Here is a 24,485-nt window from a genome sequence, read left to right as displayed (position 1 = left end):
CGGGCTTTAATACACGAAGGGGTCTGGCACGTCCATGTGTGTGGAGCATGCCGCATCAAGTGTGAGACGTAGAGCAATATTTGCGTTTGGAAGATACCTTCTGGCGAGCATCGGCCGTTTCTCCAGCGCGCTGTCCATGCCGCGAGCGCGTGTTCGAGGCGCCTGGGTGATTGCTGGGCGACCCGCAATGCCTCGTCAGCGGCATTACGCCACGCTTCCCGCTGCATGGCCGGACGCCCACGCCCATTGGAAGTTGTAACCGCCCAGCCAGCCGGTGACATCCAGCACCTCGCCGACAAAGTACAGGCCTGCCACCAGACGCGACTCCATGGTCGCACTGGAAACCTGATGGGTATCGACCCCGCCCAGGGTGACTTCAGCCGTTCGATAGCCTTCGGTGCCGCTGGCGATCAGCGGAAAGCTGCCGAGCAACTCGGCGGCGGCTTTCAGCTGCGGCGGATCCAGCTGACGCACCGGCTTGTCTGGCAGCCACAGCTCGCACAAGCGTTGTGCAAACCGTTTCGGCAGCACGTCGGCCAGCACATTGCGCAGCTCGGTGGCGCCGCGTTGCTGCTTTTGTTCGCGCAGCCACGTCGCCGCATCGCGACCGGGCAGCAGATCCAGCCGCAAATCGTCGCCCGGCTGCCAATACGAGGAAATCTGCAGGATCGCCGGGCCGCTGACCCCGCGATGGGTGAGTAGCATGAAATTGCGGAAGCTGGCTCCGTTGCACTGCGCCTGCACCGGCAGCGCCAGCCCGGACAACTCTTGAAAACGTTCCTGATGCGTGCCGCTCAGCGTGAGTGGTACCAGCCCGGCGCGGGTGGGCAGCAGCGCATGGCCGAACTGCTTGGCCAAGGTATAGCCGAAGCCGCTGGCCCCCATGCTGGGAATCGACAGCCCTCCGGTTGCCACGATCAACGACTGCGTCTGCACGCACCCCTGGCTGGTCTGGACCTCGAAGCCGTCGCTGCCGCGCTGGACCGACTGCACATCGCACTGGGTGCGGATCTGTACGCCGGCCGCGTCGCATTCGTCCAGCAGCATGCGCACGATCTGCTTGGAGGAGATGTCGCAGAACAGCTGGCCCAGCTCTTTCTCGTGATAGGCGATGGCATGGCGTTCGACCATCTCGACAAAATCCGCCGGGCTGTAGCGCGCGAGCGCGGATTTGCAGAAATGCCGATTGGCCGAAATGAAGTTGCCAGGCGTGGTGCCGGTGTTGGTGAAATTGCAGCGCCCGCCACCGGACATCAGGATCTTCTTGCCGACCTTGTTGGCATGATCGATCACCAACACCTTGCGGCCGCGCTGGCCGGCAGTGAAGGCGCTCATCAGCCCGGCAGCGCCGGCGCCGATGACCAGCACGTCGCAACGCATGCTCATTCGGCCGGGGCTTGCCGCACCATCGGGGTCAGGGTGACGCTGCCGTGGTCGGCCAGCATCTGCACTTCGCCGTCCTGGATGATCACGTCGAACCGCATGCCGCGCTGGATCAATGCGCCCAGCGCTTCGGTGGCCTGCGAGTCGAGCTCGATCACGCGCAGATTGCGGTACCGGCCCATGGCGTTGGCGTGCTTCTTCCACCAGGTTTCGGTGGCCTGGCCGCCGTAGCCGATGACCACCGCCTCGCGCGAGCGGTTGCAGGCCTTGCGCACGCGGCTTTCGTCCGGCTGGCCGAGGTCGATCCACAGGTCCGGGTCGCCGGTGTAGTCGCGCCGCCATAGGTCCGGCTCGTCGTCGTTGCTGAGGCCACGGCCGAATTCCAGACGGTCGTCGGCGAAGAGCGCGAACGCCAGCAGCCGCACCATCAGGCGCTCGTCGGTCTCGGAAGGGTGCTGGGCCAGGGTCAGCGAATGGTTGGCGTAATAGCCGCGGTCCATGTCGCTGATCTGGAGTTCCGCCCTGCGGACGGTGGCGGTGAGGGCCATCAGGATGCCGGTTGCAAAGGGCGCTTATGATACGCGGCCGGTCATGCGCCGGGTGTCGCCGGCATCTGGCAGAGGTGCGTCGTCGGCCGGGTCTGGGCTGGCTGACAGCTGGATGGTAGGACCAAGGGCAGGGTGGGCCTGGCGCAGAGAGCAATCGGGCGCTGGGGCGCGAGGCGTGGCGGTACGTGCGGCGGCGCGGGCCGGCAGGTTCCGGAATTAAGGTCGCTTGGGAGTCGCTGCCGCCTTTCCTGATCTGCGCAGTTGCGGGTGCGTCAGGCGGTGTCGCCAGGCCAATCGGGATGGGGGCGGTCCTGACAGACCGTCGGATTGGACCTGACTGCAAAAGATTTGACGCAGGGTGTCGCTTTTTGCAGAAAACACGAGTACTGTGCACGCACTGTGTTTGCAAGGGTCACCGTGAATCGTGGCCTGGTGCAGCCGGATCGTTACAGATCTCGCTTCATCGTTCCGCTTTACCAACGCCTGCAACTCAGTCTCAGCTCCGGCTTTTCGGATGCTGCGATTTATCCATCAATAGTTCAGGAGTTTGTAAATGTCAGAGCGTCAGAGCGGTACCGTGAAGTGGTTCAACGATGCCAAGGGCTTCGGCTTCATCACCCCGGAAAGCGGCCCGGACCTGTTCGTGCACTTCCGTGCCATCCAGGGCACCGGCTTCAAGTCGCTGCAGGAAGGCCAGAAGGTCACCTTCGTCGCCGTGCAGGGCCAGAAGGGCATGCAGGCTGACCAGGTGCAGGCGGTCTAATCCGCCTGCAACCGTAAGGTTGCCAAAAACGCCGGTCGCGCAAGCGGCTGGCGTTTTTTATTGCCTGTAGACAAGCGGTTGGCCTCGCTGGCGCGTCCACCAGGCGCTGCTTGCGCACAGCGACGGCGCCTGGATCGGTAGGATGTGCGCTTTCCGCGCGCAGCCATCCCATGATCACTGTCCACCATCTCAATAATTCCCGTTCCCAGCGCGTGCTATGGCTGCTGGAAGAACTGGCGCTGCCTTATCAGATCGTGCGCCATGAGCGCGACCCCAAGACCATGCTGGCGCCGCCTGCGCTGCGCGCGATCCATCCGCTGGGCAAATCGCCGGTGCTCGTCGATGGCGATCTGGTGGTGGCCGAGTCGGGGGCCATTCTGGAGTACCTGACCGAGCGCTACGACACCGAGTGCGCACTGTCGCCCTCGCCGCGGCCGCTGGATTCGCCCGAGCGCCTGCAGTTTCGCTATTGGATGCATTACGCCGAAGGCTCGGCGATGCCGCCGTTGCTGATGACGCTGATCTTCGGTCGCATCCGCAGCGCGCCGATGCCGTTCTTCGCCAAGCCCATCGCACGTGCGATCGTGGACAAGGCGATGTCGGGCTTTGTCGGGCCGCAGCTCACCTTGCATCTGGACTGGATGGAGCAGTCGTTGCAGGCCGGCAACTGGTTCGCTGGCGAACGCTTCACCGCCGCCGATATCCAGATGAGCTTCCCGGTACAGGCAGCGGCTGCACGCGGCGGCGGTCTGGAGAAATACCCGCGCCTGCACGCGTTTCTAGAGCGGATCCAGGCGCGTCCGGCGTATCAGGCTGCGTTGAAGAAAGGCGGCCCGTTCGAGCTGATGGGAAGCAAGCCAACGAAGTGATGGCTGCGGGGAGCAAGGTGCGAGCGAACGTGGGCGGGACCGTGTTCGCCCGCCACCTGCTGCTACGGCAGACCGTCTCTCATCGCGATGCATTCGCGCATCCCGACTCCGAATGGCGACCCAGCGACACCGGCGTCGGCATCGCCGCCACCAGTCGTTCGCGCAGTCACTCACTACCCAACCACGTCAGGATGCATTGCGGTTCAAGGCGCCCGGCACTGGCGCACAAACTGCAGCGTATCGTTCAGCACCTGCGAGCGCTCGGGGGATTTACGCAGCGCGAGCAGGATGCCCAGATGGCCCATGCCGGGGTAAACCTTCAGTTCGGCACTGCCGCCTTCGCGCTTGAGCGCCTGCTGCAGCGAGATGCTGTTCTGCAGTTCGACCACGCGGTCGGCATCGCCATGCAGCAGCAACATGGGCGGTTCGTCACCGCCGACGTAACGCACCGGTTGCGATTGCCGTTGCGCTGCCGGCGCATCGCCGAAGATTTCGACCAATTCGGGATCGGTCATCGGCATGAAGTCGTACGGCCCGGCCAGGCCCACCACGCCGCACAACTGGTGGGGTTTGAGGCCTTGCGCCTGCAGCCAGCGGGCATCGGTGCCGAGCAACGCGGCCATATGCGCGCCTGCCGAATGGCCCATCACCGCAAGGCGATCCGGGTTGCCGCCGTACTGGTGCGCGTGGCGGTAGCTCCATGCGGTGGCGCCCGCCGCGTCGGACATGAACCCGTGCAGCCCGACCTGCGGATACTTGCGGTAGTCGGCCACCATCGCCACCACGCCCTGGCGCGCAAGTGCGCGGCCTACCCAGCGATAGTTGGCGCGTGAACCGCGCTTCCAGGTGCCGCCGTAGAAGAACACCACCACTGGCGCGTCGACTGCGCCGCGCGGCTGGTAGACGTCCAGCGCCAGACCGTGCGCGGGATCGAACACCTGGTCGCGATGCTCGACGATGCCCGATCGGCTGGATGCAGCATTGATGCCCCCAAAAAAGACGCTGCTGCAGGCCGTCATGGTCAACGAACCGAGCAACAGGATGGCAGGACGGAACCAGCGGGAAGCGCGCGAATGCATGGGCAATGTCGGTGTAGGGGAAGGAAGGGTGGTGGGGAGCAGATACGAACGCAGCAGGCCGGCAAGTGCAGACATGAAGGTGGCGAACCGGCAATGTTCGCCTCTCTCTGGTTCGCACCTGATCTGCGGCCGGCGGCTATTAGCGGCTATCGCACGTCGCAAACATGTGCAGGACGAGCCCGCTCGGCACACGCCAAGCGAGTGAAGATACGGTGCGCGCGCAGCGGCGGATGCGGCAGCGCCCATGCCAGGTTCACCGCCGGTGGCCTAGGCTTGCCGGCATGACACACCTGCATTTCGATAATCGTCTGCGTCGACAGCTGCCTGGTGACCCAGAAGAGGGCGCGCGCCGGCGCGAGGTAGGCGCTGCCTGGTCGTCAGTCTTGCCCACGCCGGTCGCTGCCCCGTACCTCATCGCGCATTCGGCGGAGATGGCGCAGGTGCTGGGCCTGGACGCGGCCGAGATCGCCAGTGCGCAGTTCGCCCAGGTATTCGGCGGCAATGCGCTGTACCCGGGAATGCAGCCCTGGGCCGTCAACTATGGTGGGCATCAATTCGGGCATTGGGCCGGACAACTTGGCGACGGCCGGGCGATTTCGCTGGGTGAGGCGATCGGAACCGACGGCGGGCGCTACGAATTGCAGCTCAAGGGTGCCGGCCCGACGCCGTATTCGCGCGGCGCCGATGGGCGCGCCGTGTTGCGCTCGTCGATCCGCGAATTTTTGTGCAGCGAGGCCATGCATCATCTGGGCGTGCCGACCACGCGTGCCTTGAGCCTGGTCGGTACCGGCGATGCGGTGGTGCGCGACATGTTCTACGACGGCCACCCGCAGCGCGAGCCGGGCGCGATCGTGTGCCGGGTGGCGCCTTCGTTCATCCGCTTCGGCAACTTCGAATTGCCCAGCGCACGCGGCGATCTCGCACTGCTGAAGCAATGGGTGGATTTCACCATCGCCCGCGATTTCCCGGCGTTGGTCGGTGCCGGCGAGGCGCTCTACGCCGACTGGTTCGCACAGGTCTGCGAGCGTACCGCAGTGATGGTGGCGCACTGGATGCGGGTCGGGTTCGTGCATGGGGTGATGAATACCGACAACATGTCGATCCTCGGTTTGACCATCGACTACGGTCCGTATGGCTGGGTCGACGACTACGACCCGGACTGGACGCCCAACACCACCGACGCGCAGGGGCGGCGCTACCGCTTCGGCACCCAGCCGCAAGTGGCCTACTGGAACCTGGGCCGGCTTGCCCAGGCGCTGGCGCCGCTGTTTGCCGACCAGGCCCTGCTGCAACATGGGCTGGATCGTTTTCGCGATACCTGCCTGGCCTGCGACCGCCACGACACCGCCGCCAAGCTGGGCTTGGCAGAGTGTCGCGACGAGGATCTGCAGCTGATCGACGCGCTGCGCGCATTGATGCGCGAATCCGAGATGGACATGACGCTGACCTTCCGTGGCCTGATCGATCTGTCGCCCGAACATCCGGACCCCGTGCAGCTGCGCGAGGCCTTTTACGACGAAGACAAACGCTTGGCGGATGCGCCGCAGCTGCAGCAATGGCTGCAGCGCTACGCCGCGCGCCTGCAGCAGGATCCACTGTCGCCGGACGCGCGCCGCGCCCGCATGCGCCTGGCCAACCCGCGCTACGTGTTGCGCAACTATCTGGCGCAGCAGGCCATCGACCGCGCCGAACAGGGCGACCCGTCCGGGGTGCAGGAGTTGCTGGAGGTCATGCGCCGCCCTTACGACGATCAGCCCGGGCGGGACGCATTCGCGGCGCGGCGGCCGGAATGGGCCCGCGATCGCGCTGGGTGTTCGATGCTGTCGTGCAGTTCCTGACGCGCTCAGATGCAGGTGTGCCGCAAGTCCGGCGCCGATGGCGCGCGCAGCCTAGAATAGGCGCAACCCCACCGGCCACCACGCCACCGCCCTCATGACTGACTGCAGCCGCTGCGCCGGCACCACTACGTCCGGACCCAACCATTGGTCGGAGCGCATTCGCGACATCGCCGATTTCCCCAAGCCGGGCATCGTCTTCAAGGACATTACCCCGTTGCTGTCGGACGGCCAGGATTTCGCTTCTGCGCTGGACGAAATGGCGCAGCCGTGGCGCACCACGCCGCTGGATGCGGTAGTGGGTATCGAGGCACGCGGTTTCATTCTGGGAGCGGCGCTGGCGCGCGAACTGCGGACCGGCTTTGTGCCGGTGCGCAAGCCGGGCAAGCTGCCCGGGCGCACGCTGATCCAGGAATATGCGCTGGAATACGGCACCGATCGCATCGAAATGCATGAGGATGCGCTGCCGCGCGGGGCGCGCGTACTGATTGTCGACGACGTGCTGGCCACTGGCGGCACGCTGCGCGCGGCCTTGGGACTTGCTGCCCAACTCGAACTCGAAGTCGTTGGGGCAGCCGTGCTGGTGGAGTTGCAGGTGCTGCAGGGTCGCCAGAAATGGGCGAACGATGTCCCGCTGTTGGCGACGCTGTCTTACTGAGCACGCGCGCTGGAAGCGCCCCTGGGTGCGTAGACGTGCGCGCATCCAGGATGGCTCCTGCTCAAGCATGGGCGGCCGGTACGACGCCGGCCGCGCTGCGTTTAGAGCTTGCTGACCCGAAACCGGCGTCCCTTGATCTTGCCTGCGTGCAGATGTGCCAGCGCCTTGGCGACCTGCGCGCGGGCAATGGCCACGTAGGAGCGGGTCGGGTAGATGGCGATCTTGCCGATTGCCGCGCCCGAGAGCCCGGCTTCGCCAGTCAACGCGCCCAGGATGTCGCCGGCACGCAGCTTGTCGGTCTTGCCGCCATCGATGCGCAAGGTGGTCATTGCCGCCTGCGGCAGTTGCGCCGGGCGCGCCGTGGCCAGCGGTGCGCGCGACCATTTCAACGGCTGGCCTTGTTCGGTTTCCAACGCCTGCGCGCGCGCAGTTTCGCGCGGGGCAACCAGGCTCAGTGCCAACCCGTGCTTGCCGGCGCGCGCAGTACGGCCAATGCGGTGGCGATAGGTTTCGGTATCGGTGGGCAGCTCGTAATTGACCACGGCCGAGAGGTCTTCCACGTCCAGCCCGCGTGCGGCCACGTCGCTGGCCACCAGCACGTTGCAGCTGCGGTTGACGAAGCGCACCAGCACTTCGTCGCGGTCGCGCTGTTCCATGTCGCCATGCAAGGCAAGCGCAGAAAAACCGAATTCCTGCAGCGAGCCAGCCACCTCGTCCACTTCCTTGCGGGTATTGCAGAACACCACGCTGGATTCGGGATTGAAGCGCAGCAGCAGGCCGGCGACGGCCTTTTGCCGATAGGTCGGGTCGACCTCGAAGAACTGCTGATCGATCTCCGGTGCGCTATCGGCGCCTTCCACGGTGATCTCGACCGGCTCTTTCAACAGCTCGCGTGCGAGCGTGCGAATACTGTCCGGGAACGTGGCCGAAAACAGCAGGCTCTGGCGATGTTTATCGCAGCGGCTGGCGATCTCGCGGATGGGTTCTTCGAAGCCCATGTCGAGCATGCGGTCGGCCTCGTCCAATACCAGCATACGCACGCCGCCCAGGTGCAGGGCGCGTTTGCGGGCCAGTTCCTGGATGCGACCGGGCGTGCCGACCACCACTTGCGGGTCGTGCGCCTCCAGCGAGGCCAGCTGCGGGCCCAGCGGCATCCCGCCGGTGAGCACCACCAGCTTCATATTGGGGATGCCGGTGGCGAGCTTGCGCAGCTGCTTGCCGACCTGGTCGGCTAGCTCGCGGGTGGGGCACAGCACCAGCGCCTGTGCGCGGGTCACTGCCGGGTCGAGCTTTTGCAGCAGGCCCAGTCCGAACGCGGCGGTCTTGCCGCTGCCGGTGGGCGCCTGGGCGATGACATCGAGCCCCTGCAGGATGGGCGGCAGGCTCTGCGCCTGGATGGGAGTCAGGAGGGTGTAGCCAAGGGCGTCGATGCCGGGGGCCAGGGCCGGCGACAGCGGCAGCGCGGAGAATTCGTTCATGGCGCATTTTAGCGGGAATCGGGAGTAGGGAATCGGGAATCGCAACGGCGAAGGCTTTTCCCATTCCCGATTCCCGATTCCCGATTCCCGATTCCCGATTCCCGTACAATTGCGCCATGCCTTTAATCACTCTGCAAAGCGTCGACTACAGCGTCGGCGGCCCCTTGTTGCTGGAAAAAACCGACCTCGCAATCGAGCCGGGCGAGCGTATCGCCTTGATCGGCCGCAACGGCGCCGGCAAATCGACCTTGATGAAATTGATCGCCGGCGAGCTCAAGCCCGACGATGGCGAAGTGCGCGTGCAGCAGGGTGTGCGCATCGCGCGGCTGGAGCAGGAGGTGCCGCAGGGCACCGGCGGCAGCGTGTTCGACGTGGTGGCCGATGGTCTGGGCGAGTTGGGTCATTGGCTGGCCGAATTCCATCAGCTCAGCCATGCCGAGGTGTTCGACGCCGATGCGTTCGGCAAGGTGCAGGCCAAGATCGATGCGGCTGACGGGTGGGCGCTGGATCAACGCGTCACCGAGACGCTGACCAAGCTGGAACTGGACGGCGATGCGCAGTTCGCGCGGCTGTCCGGTGGCATGAAGCGCCGCGTGCTGTTGGCACGTTCGCTGGTGTCCTCGCCCGATGTGCTGCTGCTGGACGAACCGACCAACCATCTGGATATCGAAGCCATCGACTGGCTGGAAACCTTCCTGAAGGGCTGGAGCGGCAGCGTGCTGTTCGTCACCCACGACCGGCGCTTCTTGCGTGCGTTGGCCACCCGCATCGTTGAAATCGATCGCGGCCAGGTCACCAGCTGGCCGGGCGACTGGGCCAACTACGAGCGTCGCCGCGAGGAACGGCTCAATGCGCAGGCACAGGAGAACGCGCGCTTCGACAAGCTGCTGGCACAGGAAGAGATCTGGATCCGTCAGGGCATCAAGGCCCGGCGCACCCGCGACGAGGGCCGCGTGCGGCGCCTGGAATCGATGCGCAACGAGCGGGTGCAACGGCGCGAGCTCACCGGCAACGTGCGCATGGAGGTCTCGCAGGGCGAGTCGTCCGGCAAGAAGGTGATCGAGGCCAAGCAGGTCGGCTTCGCCTTCGGTGCGCGCACGATGGTCAAGGAGTTTTCCACCATCATCCAGCGCGGCGACCGCATCGGCCTGATCGGCCCCAACGGCAGCGGCAAGACCACCTTGCTCAAGCTGTTGCTGGGCGACCTGCAGCCGCAGCAGGGCGAAATCCGCATCGGTACCAATCTGCAGATTGCGTATTTCGACCAATACCGCTCCACCTTGCGCGAAGACTGGAGCGCGATCGAGAACGTTGCCGAGGGCCGCGATTTCCTGGAAATCAACGGCAAGCGCAAGCACGTGCATGCCTATCTGCAGGATTTCCTGTTCACGCCCGAGCGCGCGCGCGCGCCGATCACCCGGCTGTCCGGCGGCGAGCGCAATCGCCTGTTGCTGGCACGTCTGTTCGCGCAGCCGTCCAACCTGCTGGTGATGGACGAACCGACCAACGACCTGGACGTGGAAACGCTGGAGCTGCTGGAAGAATTGTTGGGCGAATACACCGGCACCTTGCTGTTGGTCAGCCATGACCGCGACTTCCTCGACAACGTGGTGACCTCCACGCTGGTGATGGAAGGCGATGGCCTGATCGGCGATTACGTCGGCGGTTACAACGATTCGCTGCGCCAGCGCCGTACGCCGGTCGGCAATGCGATGGCAGTGGCCAAGGCGTCGGCCACTGCGGTGGCGACCGCGCCCGTGGCTGCAGTGCCTGCGGACAGCGCGCCCAAGCGCAAGCTCAGCTACAAGGATGCGCGCGAGCTGGAACAGCTACCGGCCCTGATCGAGACGCTGGAGCAGCAGGTCGCCGCGCTCACCGAGGCAATGAACGAGCCGGCCTTCTATCAGCGCGACAGTGCGGCGATGGCGGCCCACACCGCCGCATTAGCCGATGCGCAAAAACAACTGGATGCGGCGTACGCGCGCTGGAGCGAGCTGGATAGTTGATTTTTAGGCAGACAATGGAGAGGTCAATGAAAGCCCTGTTCCCGCTGGTGATGTTGGCCTTGGTAGGTTGTGCGTCCACCGGTATCGTGCCGATGGACAAAGATACGTTTATGGTCTCTAAGAGGGCGGCCCAAGCGGGATTCGGACCTCCGGTGGCAGCAAAGGCGGATATCTATCGTCAAGCCAACGAGTTCTGTGCCTCGAGGGGCAAGAAAGTGGAGACGGTGGATTATCAAGGCACCGACTCTGGATTTGGCAGGCCGGCGAGCGCATCTTTGCAGTTCAGATGCATTGAGTGATTCTCACGCGCGCAATGCGCATCGGGGACTGCAAGGGGACTAGTCGGTGACCACAAAGCCGGCAGACCGGGCAACATGCTTCCGTTCCCGAGAGCCTGGGCATTGCCTTTGTTAGTGCTGCATCACGCCGGGGCGCTGGTCGATGACGGCGTGGCGATCGGGTCAGTCGCAGGCGCTTGCGGGCGCAACGAACGCGGCAAAGGTCAGCCCGCGCGCTGACCAGGCATTTGCAACGTCATCGAGGATGTCCAGCAAGGTGTCGCGGTCGCTGGGTGCCGTGCTGGCCAGCGCCTGGGCGCCGTCGATGAGCAGCGCATACCCGTGCGGCGAAGGCAGCCAGGCCAGGTCGCGCAGGGCATCGCTGAGCGCGTCCCAGTTGCGGCCGAAGCTGGCCGGGAAATCCAGTTGCGTGGCCAGGCGCATCAGCAGCATGCGTTTGTCGGCGCAGGCGGCCAGATCCACGCGCAAGATGCGTAAGCCGGCATCGCGGGCGAGCGCCGCCATGGTGTCCAGATCGGCTGTCTCGGCCTGATACACCCCCGATTGCTGCGGATCGGACAGATCCAGCGCGAAGTCGCCTGCGCTCATGGTGCCTGGTCCGGGGTCGGGCCATCGAAGGCTTTGAAGCTCTGGTAATGATCGTCGCTGTAGTACCACGCCTCGGGCGGGGTGCCGCCGGTGACGATGCGGCGTGCGCCGCGATCCGCGCTGCCGGGGGTATCGACAGTGTATTCGTGGTAGTAGCCGCGCGGACGCTCGGGCAGGCGATGCTCGCGATTGCCGAACACGCTGCCGTCCTGCGGATGCGGGAACGGGCCGCCGCGCTGGATCAGCACGATGGTGGCCATCGCCTCGGTCGGCAGAAAGGCGGGCAGACGCGGCACCTCGCGCGTCGGTGCGGTCGCGGCGATCGGTGCGTTGAGTTGCGGCGCGAACTGCGGCTTGGGCGTCTGCATCGCGCGCATGCCCCACAGGCCGGCGACCAGCAGCGCGATGGCGACAATGAGCAAAGCGGGCTTGCGCATGAAGACGGTCCGAAAAAATGGGTACGGCAGAGCAAGTATGCCGATGCGCGACTGTGTCGACTTTGAACGTGGCCGGCACCGGCACGGTTCACGCCCAAGTAACCGGGACATGGTGCAAGGTGTGCGGCGAACATCGTGCGGCATGCGGTGGGATGAAGTTTCCCTGCCAGCACCCTTGGTAAGCGCTGCCGCCGTCCTTACCATTCACCCCGCAACGCCCGGCCTTCGCCGGGCGGCAAGTCCAGGAGATACGCATGGCTTACACCCTTCCGCAGTTGCCCTACGCCTACGACGCGCTGGAACCGAACATCGATGCGCAGACGATGGAAATCCATCACACCAAGCATCACCAGACCTACATCAACAACGTCAATGCGGCGCTGGAAGGGACCGAGTACGCCGATCTGCCGATCGAAGAACTGGTCTCCAAGCTGAAGAGCCTGCCGGAAAACCTGCAGGGTCCGGTGCGCAACAACGGCGGCGGCCACGCCAACCACTCCCTGTTCTGGACCGTGCTGTCGCCCAACGGTGGCGGCGAGCCCAAGGGCGAGGTCGCCAAGGCGATCGACAAGGATCTCGGTGGTTTCGAGAAGTTCAAGGAAGCCTTCACCAAGGCTGCCGTCAGCCGCTTTGGCTCGGGCTGGGCGTGGTTGAGCGTGACTCCGGACAAGAAGTTGGTGGTGGAGAGCACCGCCAACCAGGACAGCCCGCTGTTCGAGGGCAACACCCCGATCCTGGGTCTGGACGTGTGGGAACACGCGTACTACCTGAAGTACCAGAACCGTCGCCCGGAATACATCGGCGCGTTCTACAACGCCGTCAATTGGGAAGAAGTCGAGCGCCGCTACCACGTCGCGATCGCCTGAGGTCTTGCACCGGGCTAGGCCGGGCTAGGCAATGCCTGGCCCGGTGACGGCGGCACCCAACGCACAAGGCCGGGAGCGATCCCGGCCTTGTGCGTTTACTGGGCGCTGTGTGCAGCAACGACCCTGGTCGCGAGGGGCCTTGCAAGGAACGCCTTCGCGCTCGGGCGCGCCCCTAAGTCTTCCGGGCTGCTTGCGAACGGGTCGATCAGAACTTGGCGTCGAACTCGCGGGCGTAGCCGGTGTTGACGATGACCTTCTGCAACGCGTCGCTGATCTTGATGTTGCCGGCCACGATCTGCTGCGTCTCAGGGCCCATGTTGTCCATGCGCGGCGGGGTGGCGCCCTTGTAGTCGCAGACGCGGCCACCGGCCTCGCGCACCAGCAGCACGCCAGCGGCGATGTCCCAGGCTTTGACCCCTGCTTCGAAATAGGCATCGGCGCGGCCGCAGGCGACATAGGCCAGGTCCAGCGCGGCCGAGCCGGTGCGGCGCACGTCTTCGGCCTGTACCAGCAGCGCATCCATGCACTTGAGCTGTGCACTGGCGCGCGCGCGTTCGCGCGGCGGGAAGCCGGTATGGACCATGGCGCCTTCCAGGTCCTTGCGCTCTGCAATACGGATGCGGCGGTCGTTGAGCACCGCGCCTGCGCCGCGGCTGGCGGTGAACAGCTCATTGCGCAACGGGTCGAAGATCACCGCATCGGTCGGTTCGCCGTTTTCCACCAGTGCGATGGACACGCAGTAATGCGGAAAGCCGCGCAGATAATTGCTGGTGCCGTCCAGCGGATCGATCACCCAGGTATAGCGGCCACTCTTGCCGCCCTGCACGCCGCCTTCTTCGCCGAACACGGCGTATTCGGGGTAGCCGCGCTTGAGTTCCTTGGTGATGACCTTCTCGGCATCGGCATCGACTTCGCTGGCATAGTCCATGCGGCCTTTCTGCACCACATTGAGCGCATCGAGCTTGTTGATGCCGCGCAACAGCACATTGCCGGCGAGGCGGGCGGCTTTGACCATGACGGTGACGGCGGGTTTCTGCATGGTTAAAGCTCCCGTGAAGGCAGAATCGGACAATGGCGAAGGTAAAAGAGCGGTCCGGCGCGAAAGCCGGCCGCGCAGTTTACCATCTACGGCCGAACAGCTTCCCGATCTCCGTTCATGTCCGTCAGCCAGCGCATCCGATTTGTTCTTGTGGGTACCCAGCATCCAGGCAACATCGGCGCCGCGGCGCGTGCGATGAAGACCATGGGGGTCTCGCGCCTGGTGCTGGTAGCGCCGGAGCGCGCACTCGACGAAGACGCCTACCGGCGCTCGGCCGGCGCCGAAGACGTGCTGGGCCAAGCGCCGATCTTCGCCACGCTGGGCGAAGCGGTGGCCGACTGCACGCTGGTGATGGGTTGCACGGCGCGCGCGCGCCGGGTGGCACTGGAAGAACTGCTGCCGGACGAGGGCGCGCAGCGCGCATTGGTCAAGGCGGGCGAGCCGGCCGAGGTGGCCTTCGTGTTCGGCCGCGAGCGCACCGGTCTGACCAACGACGAGTTGCAGCTGTGCCACGCCGCAGTCCACATTCCCTCCGATCCGCAGTTCAGTTCGCTCAATCTGGCCGCTGCGGTGCAGGTGCTGGCGTACGAAGTGCGACTGGCGCAGCTGGCGGCAGGCGAGGCCGAACCCACGCCGGCAGCGGCTCCGGGGTTGCGCGACGGGCCGGCCAGCCACGCACAGCTGGAAGGCATGTTCGGCCAGCTGGGCGACACGCTGGACGAGATCGACTTCCACAAGGGCCGTGCGCCGGAGTCGGCGATGCGCAAGCTGCGCCGGTTGTTGCTGCGCGCGGAGATGACCGAGCAGGAGGTGCGGCTGATTCGCGGCATCCTGTCCGATGCGCAGCGCATGGCCATGCTTGCCAGGCAGGCCGGAAACTGACGTCTGTCACATCTTCAAAGATTCGGCTAGGCTGTCCGCGGCTCTAGGGGAGTGTCCGTTTTGCGCGGTCTACGATGGTGTCTGATTGCCTGCTGGCTGATCGCCGGGGCAGGCTTGGCCGTGACGGCTGCGGCAGCGCCTTCCTCGGTCCTGGTGCTTGGACGGATCAGCGATGATCCCGCCAGCCATTACGAGCAGCTCAAGCCCCTGCTGGATTACGTGGTGCCGCGCATGCGCGAGGTCGGGATCCGCCGCGGTGAAATCCTGATGGCGCCCGATGCGCGCCAGATGTCCAGCTATCTGCGGCGCGGCCGGGTCGATTGGGTCAGCGAAACGACCGGTGCGGCGATGCTGCTGGAGCAGCGCGGCAATGCGCACCCCTTGCTCATGACCGAGCGTGGCGGACTGCGCGACTTCCACACGCTGTTCTTCGTGCGCCGCGACAGCCCGATCCAGTCGCTGTCGCAGTTGCGCGGCCACACCCTGGCGTTGCAGAACGCCTCGTCCACCAGCGGCTACCTGCTGCCGATGCTCGAGCTGCTGCGCAACGGCATCGCGTGCGACGTGCTGCTGTCGGCCGACGACACCCCGGCGCGCGGATCGGCCGGCTATCTGATGGTGGGGTCGAAATTGAACGTCGCCGCGTTCGTGCACAAGCACCTGATCGACGTGGGCGCGCTCAGTAATGTGGATTGGGACGACGAACGCCACATGCCACCGGTGTTCAAGCGCGACTTCCGCATCGTGCACCGCACTGCGCCGGTGCCGCGTGCGGTGGAAATGGTGCGCGCAGGGATGGATCCGGTCGTGGAGCAGCGTCTGCGGGTAGTGTTGTTGCAGGCCGCCTCCGACCCCAAGGCCGGCCCGGCACTGAAACGCTTTTTCGATACCACCGGGTTTCGTCCGCTGGATCCCGCCAGCCGCCGACGTCTGCAAGAATTGAGCGCGGGCGTGCAACGCGTCAGGGATCACGTGGAATGACTCAGGTGCGCTTCGGCTTGCAGGCACGCTTTCTGTTGGTGATGGCGCTGACGCTGCTGCTGGTCGGTGCGATTCTGGCTTCGCTGCTGCAGCGACAAAGCGCGATGCAGCGCGAGGTGCGCGGCTTGAGTGCGCAGATCCTGCACGAACTGTTCGATCGCAGCCTGCGCACGCGCGGCGAAACGCTGGCGACCGAGCTGGCTTCCGGATTGGCCAACCCCTTGTATTACTCGGACCTGGGCGCGGTGGGCGCGCTGGTGCGCAATGCCTCGCGCCAGCAGGTGGTGAGCTATGTGCTGGTGTTTGACCGCCATGGCCGGCTGGTGCATGACGGCACGCCGACCTTGCAGCGTTACGGGCAGGCCATGACCGATCCGCTCGCCGCCAAGGCGCTGTCGGCGCAGGCGATGGTGTTGCAGTCCTCGCCGGAGGTGCTGGATGTGACGGTGCCGATCAAGATCGGCGACCAACGCATCGGTGGGGTGCGCGTGGGCATGTCGCGCGAGCGGGTGCGCAAGATCGAAACCGGCGCCAATCTCACCCTGGTGCAGAATCTCAACGCCATCGGCAAGCGCGATCTGGGCTGGTTGCTGGTCCTGCTGGCCGCGCTGGTCGGGCTGGGGGTGTTGCTGGCCATCTACGTGCAGCGCACGCTGGTGGCGCCGATCCGGTTGCTGGCGGCAGCGGCAAAGCAGATCGAACGGGGCGACTACGCGGTGCAGCTGCCGCCGCACCCGCGCAACGACGAGATCGGCGAGTTGATTTCCGCGTTCGGGCGCATGAGCGAAAGCATCGCCCGGCACGACCGCGAAGTGCGGCACATGGCCTACACCGACGCGTTGACCGGGCTGACCAACCGGCTGGGCTTTCGCGAGGGTCTGGATCATCTGCTCCACACCGCGCGCAGCACCGGCAGCAAGCTGGCCTTGCTGTTTGCCGACATCGACGACTTCAAGCGCGTCAACGACACGCTTGGCCATGAGGCCGGCGACGAAGCCTTGCTGCAGTTCGCCAGCCGCATCAGCCGCGCAGTGTCCGCGCTGGGTGGCGACGATGCGATTCTGGCGCGCTTCGGCGGCGATGAGTTCGTGATCCTGCTGCAGAGTGGCGATGTCAGCCTGCTGGCGGCGCAACTGGCCGACCGGCTGGTGCACGAACTGAGCCGGCCGTTGAACGTGCAGGGCCGCGAGGTGTTCCTGGGGACCTCGATCGGCATCACGCTGTTCCCCGATGACGCGCGCGATGCCACCGCGCTGCTGAAGAATGGCGATATCGCCATGTACCAGGCCAAGGTGGCCGGCAAGAACTGCCATCGCTTCTACAGCCGCGCCGCCGACCACGCGGTGGAACGCCGCGTGCACATGGAGCACGAGTTGCGCGGGGCCTGGGAACGCGACGAGCTGCGCCTGGTCTACCAGCCCATCTACCGCACCAGCGACCGCGTGCTGGTGGGCGTGGAAGTGCTATTGCGCTGGCAGCACCCGGCGTTGGGAACGATTGCGCCGTCTACCTTTATCGATATCGCCGAGCAGAGCGGCCTGATCGAGGTGATCGGCCCCAAGGTGCTGCGCGCGGCCTGCCTGGAGGCGGCGCAGTGGCCCGTGGTGGGCGAGGGCTTGTTCGTGTCGGTCAACGTTTCGCCGCGGCAACTGCGCAGCGGTGCGCTGATCGACACCGTGGCCGGGTGCCTGGCCGAGTCGGGGCTACCGGCCGCGCGCCTGCATCTGGAGCTGACCGAGACCGCGGTGATCGGCGACGAGATGATGGCTGCCAGCCTGCTCGACCAACTGCACCGCACCGGCGTGAAGGTATGGCTGGACGATTTCGGCACCGGCTTCTCCGGCTTGAGCCATTTGCGTCAGGTGCCCGTGGACGGGGTCAAGATCGACAAGAGTTTCATTGCCGACCTGCAGCGCGACCCGGACGATCTGGCACTGACCACCGCGATCATCAACATGGCGCACTCGCTGGGAATCACCGTGGTTGCCGAAGGCATCGAGCAGGAAGCGCAATTCAACCTGTTGCGCGAGCGCGGTTGCGACCTGGGGCAGGGCTACTGGTTCAGCAGGCCGTTGAGTCCTGCCGACATGGTCAAGCTGATCGCGGCGGGGTGAGTGCCGTCGGAGCGTGCCCGGGCGCAACGGGCTGTACTGGATAAGGCTCCATCGCCCCGGTGTGCTCCTGCAAGGCGCATGTCCGGGTCGTTGCAGCGGTCATCGCCAAAGACTTCGCGAAGTGCCCGATAACAGCGTATGAGCGCACCTGGGCGCGATTGGGCGTTACCGGTACAGCTTCATCGCGCCCCGGGGGGCGCTTCTACAACGGATTGGACTGAGCCGAGGGCTGTTACAACGGCCGCTTACCGGTATCGCCGGGAATTTCGCGCACCAGCCGCGGGACCAGGTAGCCGGACAGGCGCGCGGCCAGCTCGGCATGCAGCGCGCGCGCGCGGGCATCGTCCACTTCGAAGTGCGCCACCCCGGCGACCCGGTCGAGCTGATGCAGGTAGTAGGGCAGCACGCCGGCGGCGAAGCTGCGCTCGCTGAGCGCCGCCAGCGCATCCACGCTGTCGTTGACGCCATGCAACAGCACGGCCTGGTTGAGCAATTGTGCGCCGGTGTCGCGCAGCCCCTGCACGGCGGCGTCCACCGCGGGGTCGAATTCATTGGCATGGTTGGCATGCAGGACGAATGCCACCGGCCACGGCAGGCCGCGCAGCCAGGTCTGCAGGGGCGCATCCACGCGCTCGGGCAGCACGATCGGCAAGCGGCTGTGGATGCGCAGGCGCTTGAGATGCGCAATGGCGCCCAGGGCGTCGGTGAGTTCGGCCAGCTTGGAGGTGGCCAGCGAAAGCGGGTCGCCGCCGGAAAGCAGCACTTCCTCGATGCTTGGGTCGGCGGCGATTGCGGCGACGGCGTCGCGCCAGCCATCGCGCGCAGCGGTCTGTTCGGCATACGGAAAGTGGCGGCGGAAACAGTAACGGCAGTGCACCGCGCAGCTGCCGGTGGCGATCAGCAGGGCGCGGCCGCGATATTTCTGGATCACCCCGGCAGCGGTCCTGGCGGCGGCATCGCCCACCGCATCCAGGCCAAAGCCCGGTACCGGCTGCATCTCAGCATCCAGCGGCAGCACCTGGCGCAGCAGCGGGTCGTCGAGGTCGCCATGGCGCATGCGCGTCACAAAGGCGTGCGGCACCCGCAACGGGAACTGCGCGGCGGCGGCATCGCTGATGGCCGCCGCCTGCGCATCCAGGCCCAGCAGCTGCAGCAGCACGCGCGGGTCGCGCACGGCGTCGCGCCACTGCTGCTGCCAGCGCGCTGGCTGCGGGGCGGGGGGCGGGGATGGCTGTAAGGCGAGGGGGGCTGCGGTTATCATGTGCGGTCACAAAACCAAATGCCCGCCGGTTGCGGCGGGCGCCCCATTCTAATCCGACCTGCCACTGCGTGGCGGGTCGTGGTCTTATCGAGGAGCTGCACCATGGCCACTGTTGGCATGAACGACGTCAAGAACGGCATGAAGATCCTGGTCAACAACGAGCCGGCGGTCATCACCGAGACCGAATACGTCAAGCCGGGCAAGGGCCAGGCCTTCACCCGCATGAAGTACCGCTTCATCAAGTCCGGGCGCGTGGTCGAAATGACCATGAAGGCGACCGACGATGTGGAAGTGGCCGACGTGGTCGATACCGACATGCGCTACCTCTACAGCGATGGCGAGTACTGGCACTTCATGGACCCGGAAACCTTCGAGCAGGTGCAGACCGACAAGGCCGGCATGGGCGGCGCCGACAAGTGGCTCAAGGGCGAGGAAGATTGCATCGTGACCTTGTGGAACGGCACCCCGATCTGGGTGCAGCCGCCGAACTTCGTCGAACTGAAGATCACCGAGACCGACCCGGGCGTGCGCGGCGATACCTCCGGCGGCGGCGGCAAGCCGGCCACCCTGGAAACCGGCGCGGTGGTGCGCGTGCCGCTGTTCGTCAACCAGGACGAAATCATCAAGGTCGACACCCGTTCGGGCGAATACTCGGCGCGCGTCAAGTAATCCAGATGCGCCTGGGACGCCGGTCCGGTCGAGCGGTACGCAGCGCCAGTGTCCTGATGGCGCCAGGAGCAGCTGACAAGACGACTGCGCCGCTGCCAGGCTTGGGCGGCCGGTGTGTGGAAGCTGCATGTGCCACGGATACGCCGCCGGTCCCGTGGGCCTGCGGCAGTCACCTTACGGCCATTTGCGTCGCGTTGCTGGCCGGGCTGAGCAGCCTGCTGGCGGCCTGCCCGGTGTTTGCACAAACCGCCGGCGCCACCGCCTGCGACGCGCAGAGCGTGGCGGCGGTGGCAGCTGGTGCGGCGTCCGGCGCGGCAGGTGCGGTGCCGGTCGACCGTGCCGTGGCGCAGACCTGCAAGCCGTGGCCATACGACCCATCGATACGGCTGGCGGCCATTGCGTTCGCCAGCGATGCCACCATTGAGGCAGGCGAACGCAACCTCGAGTTGCGCGTTGCCATGCTCGATGCCCGCACTGCCCAGGTCGTGGCGTTGTACACGCAGGACATGGGCGAGGATGCCGGCTTCGAACTTGCTGCCGACAGTCTGCGCCTGGATACCGCACGCTATGACCTGGCGCAAGGCGTACGCGCAGTTGGCGTGGTGGTGCACAGCGTTGCGCGCGGTCCCAGTTGTCCGGATTTCGACAGCAACGATGCGCTGACCTTGCTGGTGCGCGAAGGGCGCCGGTTGCGCCCGGTGCTGCAGCAGGATCTGACAGTGTGGCGGCGGGTGGAAGGCGAACCGTGCAACTGGGGCGCGACGGGTGTGGTGACCGAGCGCGGCACGCTCACCCTGTCGATGGACGCGCCGGTCCACGCCGGCTATGCCGACATCGCACTGACTGCCAACCTGGTGACCTCCACCACCGTCAAGGATGCCGAGGACATCGAGCGCACCCATCGCCAGCGCCAGGTGCTGCGCTACGACGGCACCCGGTATGTGCCTGTGTCACGCTCCGACGACTCCTGGCCGTTCGGCAACTAACTTCAATGGATCCACTCATGACCAATGCCCCGCCCGAACCCTGCGACCTGCTGATCGAGGCCGGCTATGTCGTGCCGATCGAACCGCATGCGGTGGTACTGGAAGACCACGCGGTCGCGGTCAGTCACGGCGTCATCGTTGCCGTGCTGCCGGTTGCCGAAGCACGCGCACGTTTTGCGCCCAAGCAGACCGTGTCGCGGCCCGACGCCGCGTTGATGCCGGGCCTGGTCAATGCGCATACGCATAATCCGATGACGCTGCTGCGCGGCGTCGCCGACGACCTGCCGCTGATGGTGTGGTTGCAGCAGCACATCTGGCCGGTGGAAGCGGCGGTGATCGGGCCGGAATTCGTGGCCGATGGCACCACGCTGGCCATCGCCGAAATGCTGCGTGGAGGCACCACCTGCGTCAACGAGAACTACTTCTTTGCCGATGTGCAGGCGGCCGTTTACAAGCAGCACGGCTTCCGTGCGCTGGTGGGCGCGGTGATCATCGATTTCCCGACCGCCTGGGCCTCCTCGGACGACGAATATTTCGCGCGTGCCGGCGAGTTGCACGACCAGTGGCGCGACGATCCGTTGATCAGCACCGCGTTCGCCCCGCATGCGCCGTACACCGTGAACGATGCCAACTTCGAACGCGTGCGCATGCTGGCCGACCAGCTCGACATTCCGGTGCATCTGCACACGCACGAAACCGCGCAGGAAGTGGCCGATTCGATCAAGCAGTACGGCCAGCGCCCGCTGGCGCGGCTGGATCGCCTGGGCCTGGTCAACGACCGCCTGATCGCGGTGCACATGACCCAGCTCACCGATGCGGAAATCCATCTGTGCGCCGAGCGCGGCGTCAGCGTGGTGCATTGCCCCGAATCCAATCTCAAGCTCGCCTCGGGTTTTTGCCCGGCGTGCGCGCTGCAGCGTGCCGGCGTGAATCTGGCCATCGGCACCGATGGCTGCGCCAGCAACAACGACCTGGACATGTTCAGCGAGAACCGCACCGCCGCGATCCTGGCCAAGGCCGTGGCCAACGATGCGACCGCGCTGGATGCGGCCACCACCTTGCGCGCGGCCACGTTAGGCGGCGCGCGTGCCTTGGGCTTCGGCGACAGGATTGGCTCGATCGAGGTCGGCAAGCAGGCCGACCTGGTCTGCGTGGACCTGGCCGCGCTGGAAACCCAGCCGCTGCATCATGTGTTGTCGCAGTTGATCTACGCGGCCGGCCGCCATCAGGTCACCGATGTGTGGATCGCCGGCAAGCCAAAACTGGTGCAGCGCGAGCTCATCGACATGGATACCGCCGCCCTTCTCGCCAATGCGCGGCAATGGCGCGACCGCATCCGCACCGTCCGCGCCTGAGCGCGCGTCACCGCATCACGGAGCCCCCCGCATGAATTCGAATACGCACGCCAAATCCAGCAATTTCCATCAGAGCGAGCTGGATAAATTCGCCGCGCTGGCCAACCGCTGGTGGGATGCCGATGGCCCGCAGAAGCCGCTGCATGCGCTCAATCCTGTGCGGCTGGAGTACGTGTCCGCGCGGCTGGAACTTGCCGGTGCACGCGTGCTCGACGTCGGCTGCGGTGGCGGCTTGCTCAGCGAGTCGATGGCGCGCCTGGGCGCGCAGGTGACTGCGATCGACCTGGCGCCGGAACTGGTCAAGGTGGCGCGTCTGCACAGCCTGGAATCGGGCGTGCAGGTCGACTATCGCGTGCAATCGGTGGAAGACCTGGCCGCCGAACAGCCGGGTAGCTTCGATGCGGTGACCTGCATGGAAATGCTCGAACACGTGCCGGATCCGACCGCGATCATCCGTGCCTGCGCTAGCCTGCTCAAGCCGGGCGGCCAGCTGTTCCTGTCCACGCTCAACCGCACCCCAGCCGCGTTCGCGCTGGCGGTGGTGGGCGCCGAATACATCGCGCGCCTGCTGCCCAAGGGCACGCATCACTACAAGGATTTCATCAAGCCGGCCGAGCTTGCGGCATGGTTGCGCAACGCCGGGCTGCAGCTCGAAGACGTCAGCGGCATGCTGTACGAGCCGTGGCGCAATCGCGCCCGCCTGTCTTCGCGTACCGAAGTGAATTACCTGGCGTATGCGGTGAGGCCGTGATGGGCGGGGATTCGGGAATCGGGAATCGGAAATCGCAAAGGCGGTTGGCTGAGGGTTCGAGATTTTCTCGTTTCGGGTGGAGTGCATGCAGTTGCATGCCCGTGGCGCTGTGGTGAGTTTCCCGCGCGCGGTGTTGTTCGATCTGGATGGCACCCTGCTGGACAGCGCGCCGGACATGCTCGCGACGGTCAACGCGATGCTGGATGCGCGTGGGCGTGCGCCAGTTGCGTTGGCTTCGCTGCGCCCGGTGGTCTCCAAAGGTGCGCGTGCAATGCTTGGCGTGGCCTTTGCCGAGCTCGATGCCGTGTCGCGTGCTGCGCTGGTGCCGGAGTTCCTGCAGCGCTACGAAGGCCTGATCGGCACGCAGTCGCAGCTGTTTGATGGCATCGAGCAGATGCTGGTGCGGCTGGAGGACGCCGGCTGCGTCTGGGGCATCGTCACCAACAAGCCCGAATATCTGGCGCGCCTGATCCTGCCGCAGTTGGGCTGGGAGCAGCGCTGCGCGGTGCTGATTGGTGGCGACACGCTGGCCGAGCGCAAGCCGCATCCGTTGCCGCTGCTGGCGGCCGCCCAACGCATCGGCGTTGCACCTGCGCACTGCGTGTATGTCGGCGACGATGAGCGCGACATTGTGGCTGCGCGCGCGGCGGCGATGCCGTCGGTCGCGGCGTTGTGGGGCTATCGTCTGGACGACGACGACCCGACGCGCTGGCAGGCCGATGTGCTGGTCGAGCAGCCGCAGGCGCTTTGGAATCCGGCAACGTGGCCGCAACTCTGATCTTTCTTGGTATTTTTCTGGACCCGCCATGAGCCAATCCAGCGCGCTCGACAGTTTTCTCGACAAGTGGGCAACCCGCTGGCCGGAATGGTCGGTTGCCGAACCGTTCGTGCCCGAGCCGCCTCGCCGCCTGGCAGTTGCCTGGTTCGCGCTGCTGCAGGAATGGGAAGACATCATGAACATCGCCGGCGACCCGTTGCCGGCCGATGCCAAGCTGGCATGGTGGCAACAGGAGCTGCGTGACTGGTCGAGCCAGCGCTCGCGGCATCCGTTGGGGCGCGTGCTTGAGCCAGTGCGTGCGCCGTGGTCACAGCTGGCCGACACCTTGCCGGCCATGCAGGTGGCGCGTGCACAGCCGGCATCGTTGCAGCAGGCGCTGGATCAGCTGCGTGGCTTTGCCGAGGCAGTGGTCGCTGCGGAAGCGGTATTGTTCGCGCGCAGCCAACCAGGCGATGCCACTGCGGTGGCGGTGCAATGGCTGGATGCACGGCAACGCGTGGGCGGCGACAGCGCCGCTCCCGGCGGCGTTACCACCGTTGCCTGGCGCACGCAGCTGCTACGTGCGTGGCCTCGCAAGCCGGCATTGGCGCGGCCGCACCGGGTGTGGTCGCGTCTGGCACGGCTGCGCTTGCAGCGCGAGCTGGCGGGCAAGCCTGCCTACCCACCGCCGGTGCAACAGCTATGGCATAGCTGGCGCGCAGCCAGCGGCGCGGACTGAGCGCACAAGCGATACACGGCCACATGGCTGCAATGTGTACGCCCAACAGGGTGTCCAGCGGGCTGCCGGCAGGCCCGTTGCATTTTTGGGTTCGGACCGATGGCATACTGCGACCGGCAGGCCGCAGCAAGCGTTGCATGCG

General features: G+C 65.8%; 24 protein-coding genes. 16 read left to right on the top strand and 8 right to left on the bottom strand.

The features are described 5' to 3' along the window. Positions 1–204 precede the first annotated feature (204 nt). Positions 205–1,386, bottom strand: a complete 1,182-nt coding sequence (locus FLG15_RS12235) for a BaiN/RdsA family NAD(P)/FAD-dependent oxidoreductase (protein WP_057679768.1) — start codon at positions 1,384–1,386, stop codon at positions 205–207. Continuing rightward, complete coding sequence (locus tag FLG15_RS12230) at positions 1,383–1,931, bottom strand: YaeQ family protein (protein ID WP_005923173.1); 549 nt, start codon at positions 1,929–1,931, stop codon at positions 1,383–1,385. Before FLG15_RS12230 ends, FLG15_RS12235 begins: the two co-directional genes overlap by 4 nt. Before the next feature lie 553 nt (positions 1,932–2,484). Here FLG15_RS12230 and FLG15_RS12225 point away from each other — a divergent pair. Together FLG15_RS12225 and FLG15_RS12220 are read left to right on the top strand one after the other, a co-directional pair. Next, positions 2,485–2,694 (top strand): cold-shock protein, encoded by a 210-nt coding sequence (locus FLG15_RS12225; RefSeq protein ID WP_008576153.1) that lies wholly within the window; start codon positions 2,485–2,487, stop codon positions 2,692–2,694. Positions 2,695–2,864: 170 nt separating this feature from the next. Next, positions 2,865–3,563, top strand: coding sequence for a glutathione S-transferase (locus tag FLG15_RS12220; protein WP_057679769.1), 699 nt, complete (start codon positions 2,865–2,867; stop codon positions 3,561–3,563). 203 nt (positions 3,564–3,766) lie between these two features. Here the strand turns inward: FLG15_RS12220 and FLG15_RS12215 are convergent, their stop codons facing one another. Continuing rightward, complete coding sequence (locus tag FLG15_RS12215; protein WP_057684529.1) at positions 3,767–4,642, bottom strand: alpha/beta hydrolase; 876 nt, start codon at positions 4,640–4,642, stop codon at positions 3,767–3,769. 281 nt (positions 4,643–4,923) lie between these two features. Between FLG15_RS12215 and FLG15_RS12210 the strand changes: the two genes are divergently transcribed. Both FLG15_RS12210 and FLG15_RS12205 read left to right on the top strand, forming a co-directional pair. Beyond that, positions 4,924–6,480 (top strand): protein adenylyltransferase SelO, encoded by a 1,557-nt coding sequence (locus tag FLG15_RS12210; RefSeq protein WP_057679771.1) that lies wholly within the window; start codon positions 4,924–4,926, stop codon positions 6,478–6,480. Positions 6,481–6,574: 94 nt separating this feature from the next. Continuing rightward, on the top strand, positions 6,575–7,135 hold the full coding sequence (locus FLG15_RS12205; RefSeq protein ID WP_150146417.1) for an adenine phosphoribosyltransferase: 561 nt from the start codon (positions 6,575–6,577) through the stop codon (positions 7,133–7,135). 101 nt (positions 7,136–7,236) lie between these two features. On the opposite strand, the gene dbpA is transcribed toward FLG15_RS12205, so the two are convergent. Further along, a complete protein-coding gene (gene dbpA, locus FLG15_RS12200; RefSeq protein ID WP_057687076.1) occupies positions 7,237–8,613 on the bottom strand; it encodes an ATP-dependent RNA helicase DbpA in 1,377 nt (458 codons plus the stop codon). Positions 8,614–8,729: 116 nt separating this feature from the next. On the opposite strand from dbpA, the gene FLG15_RS12195 reads away from it, so the two are divergent. Together FLG15_RS12195 and FLG15_RS12190 are read left to right on the top strand one after the other, a co-directional pair. Then, positions 8,730–10,619, top strand: coding sequence for an ATP-binding cassette domain-containing protein (locus tag FLG15_RS12195; protein ID WP_057679875.1), 1,890 nt, complete (start codon positions 8,730–8,732; stop codon positions 10,617–10,619). 26 nt (positions 10,620–10,645) lie between these two features. Continuing rightward, positions 10,646–10,918 carry a hypothetical protein gene (locus tag FLG15_RS12190; protein WP_204243822.1) on the top strand — a complete coding sequence of 91 codons (273 nt, stop codon included), beginning with the start codon at positions 10,646–10,648 and terminating at the stop codon, positions 10,916–10,918. Positions 10,919–11,080: 162 nt separating this feature from the next. Here the strand turns inward: FLG15_RS12190 and FLG15_RS12185 are convergent, their stop codons facing one another. Further along, positions 11,081–11,506 carry a barstar family protein gene (locus tag FLG15_RS12185; protein WP_057679872.1) on the bottom strand — a complete coding sequence of 142 codons (426 nt, stop codon included), beginning with the start codon at positions 11,504–11,506 and terminating at the stop codon, positions 11,081–11,083. Next, positions 11,503–11,943 carry a guanyl-specific ribonuclease gene (locus FLG15_RS12180; RefSeq protein ID WP_057679873.1) on the bottom strand — a complete coding sequence of 147 codons (441 nt, stop codon included), beginning with the start codon at positions 11,941–11,943 and terminating at the stop codon, positions 11,503–11,505. The genes FLG15_RS12185 and FLG15_RS12180 overlap by 4 nt, the downstream gene beginning before the upstream one ends. 254 nt (positions 11,944–12,197) lie before the next feature. Between FLG15_RS12180 and FLG15_RS12175 the strand changes: the two genes are divergently transcribed. Continuing rightward, positions 12,198–12,809 (top strand): superoxide dismutase, encoded by a 612-nt coding sequence (locus FLG15_RS12175; protein WP_057679874.1) that lies wholly within the window; start codon positions 12,198–12,200, stop codon positions 12,807–12,809. A gap of 205 nt (positions 12,810–13,014) precedes the next feature. Here FLG15_RS12175 and FLG15_RS12170 read toward each other — a convergent pair whose 3' ends face one another. Then, a complete protein-coding gene (locus FLG15_RS12170) occupies positions 13,015–13,848 on the bottom strand; it encodes an inositol monophosphatase family protein (RefSeq protein ID WP_057678107.1) in 834 nt (277 codons plus the stop codon). A 117-nt stretch (positions 13,849–13,965) separates the two neighbouring features. Here FLG15_RS12170 and FLG15_RS12165 point away from each other — a divergent pair, with 117 nt between their 5' ends. Genes FLG15_RS12165 through FLG15_RS12155 form a run of 3 tightly spaced genes read left to right on the top strand, consistent with a single transcriptional unit; the run spans position 13,966 to position 17,825 of the window. Next, positions 13,966–14,730 (top strand): RNA methyltransferase, encoded by a 765-nt coding sequence (locus tag FLG15_RS12165; RefSeq protein ID WP_057678108.1) that lies wholly within the window; start codon positions 13,966–13,968, stop codon positions 14,728–14,730. Between the two features lie 51 nt (positions 14,731–14,781). Beyond that, positions 14,782–15,711 carry a phosphate/phosphite/phosphonate ABC transporter substrate-binding protein gene (locus FLG15_RS12160; protein WP_057678109.1) on the top strand — a complete coding sequence of 310 codons (930 nt, stop codon included), beginning with the start codon at positions 14,782–14,784 and terminating at the stop codon, positions 15,709–15,711. Further along, the gene (locus FLG15_RS12155; protein WP_057678110.1) at positions 15,708–17,825 is read left to right on the top strand and encodes a putative bifunctional diguanylate cyclase/phosphodiesterase; all 2,118 of its coding nucleotides are present in this window, start codon (positions 15,708–15,710) and stop codon (positions 17,823–17,825) included. The genes FLG15_RS12160 and FLG15_RS12155 overlap by 4 nt, the downstream gene beginning before the upstream one ends. A gap of 232 nt (positions 17,826–18,057) precedes the next feature. Here FLG15_RS12155 and epmB read toward each other — a convergent pair whose 3' ends face one another. Further along, positions 18,058–19,086: an EF-P beta-lysylation protein EpmB gene (gene epmB / locus FLG15_RS12150; protein WP_057687075.1), complete on the bottom strand. Its 1,029-nt coding sequence runs from the start codon at positions 19,084–19,086 to the stop codon at positions 18,058–18,060. A 102-nt stretch (positions 19,087–19,188) separates the two neighbouring features. On the opposite strand from epmB, the gene efp reads away from it, so the two are divergent. The 6 genes from efp to FLG15_RS12120 all read left to right on the top strand — a co-directional run bounded on the left by efp (position 19,189) and on the right by FLG15_RS12120 (position 24,343). Then, positions 19,189–19,755 (top strand): elongation factor P, encoded by a 567-nt coding sequence (efp, locus tag FLG15_RS12145; RefSeq protein WP_007962665.1) that lies wholly within the window; start codon positions 19,189–19,191, stop codon positions 19,753–19,755. Between the two features lie 5 nt (positions 19,756–19,760). Then, positions 19,761–20,741, top strand: coding sequence for a PA3715 family protein (locus FLG15_RS12140; protein ID WP_485130652.1), 981 nt, complete (start codon positions 19,761–19,763; stop codon positions 20,739–20,741). Positions 20,742–20,758: 17 nt separating this feature from the next. Further along, positions 20,759–22,096 (top strand): TRZ/ATZ family hydrolase, encoded by a 1,338-nt coding sequence (locus FLG15_RS12135; protein WP_057678818.1) that lies wholly within the window; start codon positions 20,759–20,761, stop codon positions 22,094–22,096. 31 nt (positions 22,097–22,127) lie between these two features. Then, on the top strand, positions 22,128–22,847 hold the full coding sequence (ubiG, locus tag FLG15_RS12130) for a bifunctional 2-polyprenyl-6-hydroxyphenol methylase/3-demethylubiquinol 3-O-methyltransferase UbiG (protein ID WP_017159195.1): 720 nt from the start codon (positions 22,128–22,130) through the stop codon (positions 22,845–22,847). A gap of 85 nt (positions 22,848–22,932) precedes the next feature. After that, a complete protein-coding gene (locus tag FLG15_RS12125) occupies positions 22,933–23,625 on the top strand; it encodes a phosphoglycolate phosphatase (protein ID WP_057678815.1) in 693 nt (230 codons plus the stop codon). A gap of 28 nt (positions 23,626–23,653) precedes the next feature. Further along, positions 23,654–24,343, top strand: a complete 690-nt coding sequence (locus FLG15_RS12120; RefSeq protein ID WP_057678814.1) for an isoprenoid biosynthesis enzyme family protein — start codon at positions 23,654–23,656, stop codon at positions 24,341–24,343. The last annotated feature ends 142 nt before the right edge of the window (positions 24,344–24,485 follow it).

Source organism: Xanthomonas phaseoli pv. dieffenbachiae, assembly GCF_008639345.1.
GTDB classification, from domain to species: domain Bacteria; phylum Pseudomonadota; class Gammaproteobacteria; order Xanthomonadales; family Xanthomonadaceae; genus Xanthomonas; species Xanthomonas phaseoli.
Note: the sequence above shows the minus strand (reverse complement) of the source record. Positions and strands in the feature narration are given on the sequence as shown.

Excerpts from the sequence above, each read along its gene's own strand:
- FLG15_RS12225 (WP_008576153.1), top strand. The coding sequence starts at position 2,485 with ATGTCAGAGCGTCAGAGCGGTACCGTGAAGTGGTTCAACGATGCCAAG.
- FLG15_RS12205 (WP_150146417.1), top strand. The coding sequence starts at position 6,575 with ATGACTGACTGCAGCCGCTGCGCCGGCACCACTACGTCCGGACCCAAC.
- FLG15_RS12135 (WP_057678818.1), top strand. The coding sequence starts at position 20,759 with ATGACCAATGCCCCGCCCGAACCCTGCGACCTGCTGATCGAGGCCGGC.
- FLG15_RS12185 (WP_057679872.1), bottom strand. The coding sequence starts at position 11,506 with ATGAGCGCAGGCGACTTCGCGCTGGATCTGTCCGATCCGCAGCAATCG.
- FLG15_RS12230 (WP_005923173.1), bottom strand. The coding sequence starts at position 1,931 with ATGGCCCTCACCGCCACCGTCCGCAGGGCGGAACTCCAGATCAGCGAC.
- FLG15_RS12215 (WP_057684529.1), bottom strand. The coding sequence starts at position 4,642 with ATGCATTCGCGCGCTTCCCGCTGGTTCCGTCCTGCCATCCTGTTGCTC.
- FLG15_RS12125 (WP_057678815.1), top strand. The coding sequence starts at position 22,933 with ATGCAGTTGCATGCCCGTGGCGCTGTGGTGAGTTTCCCGCGCGCGGTG.
- dbpA (WP_057687076.1), bottom strand. The coding sequence starts at position 8,613 with ATGAACGAATTCTCCGCGCTGCCGCTGTCGCCGGCCCTGGCCCCCGGC.
- FLG15_RS12140 (WP_485130652.1), top strand. The coding sequence starts at position 19,761 with ATGCGCCTGGGACGCCGGTCCGGTCGAGCGGTACGCAGCGCCAGTGTC.
- FLG15_RS12210 (WP_057679771.1), top strand. The coding sequence starts at position 4,924 with ATGACACACCTGCATTTCGATAATCGTCTGCGTCGACAGCTGCCTGGT.
- efp (WP_007962665.1), top strand. The coding sequence starts at position 19,189 with ATGGCCACTGTTGGCATGAACGACGTCAAGAACGGCATGAAGATCCTG.
- FLG15_RS12235 (WP_057679768.1), bottom strand. The coding sequence starts at position 1,386 with ATGAGCATGCGTTGCGACGTGCTGGTCATCGGCGCCGGCGCTGCCGGG.
- epmB (WP_057687075.1), bottom strand. The coding sequence starts at position 19,086 with ATGATAACCGCAGCCCCCCTCGCCTTACAGCCATCCCCGCCCCCCGCC.
- FLG15_RS12220 (WP_057679769.1), top strand. The coding sequence starts at position 2,865 with ATGATCACTGTCCACCATCTCAATAATTCCCGTTCCCAGCGCGTGCTA.
- FLG15_RS12195 (WP_057679875.1), top strand. The coding sequence starts at position 8,730 with ATGCCTTTAATCACTCTGCAAAGCGTCGACTACAGCGTCGGCGGCCCC.
- ubiG (WP_017159195.1), top strand. The coding sequence starts at position 22,128 with ATGAATTCGAATACGCACGCCAAATCCAGCAATTTCCATCAGAGCGAG.
- FLG15_RS12120 (WP_057678814.1), top strand. The coding sequence starts at position 23,654 with ATGAGCCAATCCAGCGCGCTCGACAGTTTTCTCGACAAGTGGGCAACC.
- FLG15_RS12175 (WP_057679874.1), top strand. The coding sequence starts at position 12,198 with ATGGCTTACACCCTTCCGCAGTTGCCCTACGCCTACGACGCGCTGGAA.
- FLG15_RS12165 (WP_057678108.1), top strand. The coding sequence starts at position 13,966 with ATGTCCGTCAGCCAGCGCATCCGATTTGTTCTTGTGGGTACCCAGCAT.
- FLG15_RS12155 (WP_057678110.1), top strand. The coding sequence starts at position 15,708 with ATGACTCAGGTGCGCTTCGGCTTGCAGGCACGCTTTCTGTTGGTGATG.
- FLG15_RS12180 (WP_057679873.1), bottom strand. The coding sequence starts at position 11,943 with ATGCGCAAGCCCGCTTTGCTCATTGTCGCCATCGCGCTGCTGGTCGCC.
- FLG15_RS12190 (WP_204243822.1), top strand. The coding sequence starts at position 10,646 with ATGAAAGCCCTGTTCCCGCTGGTGATGTTGGCCTTGGTAGGTTGTGCG.
- FLG15_RS12170 (WP_057678107.1), bottom strand. The coding sequence starts at position 13,848 with ATGCAGAAACCCGCCGTCACCGTCATGGTCAAAGCCGCCCGCCTCGCC.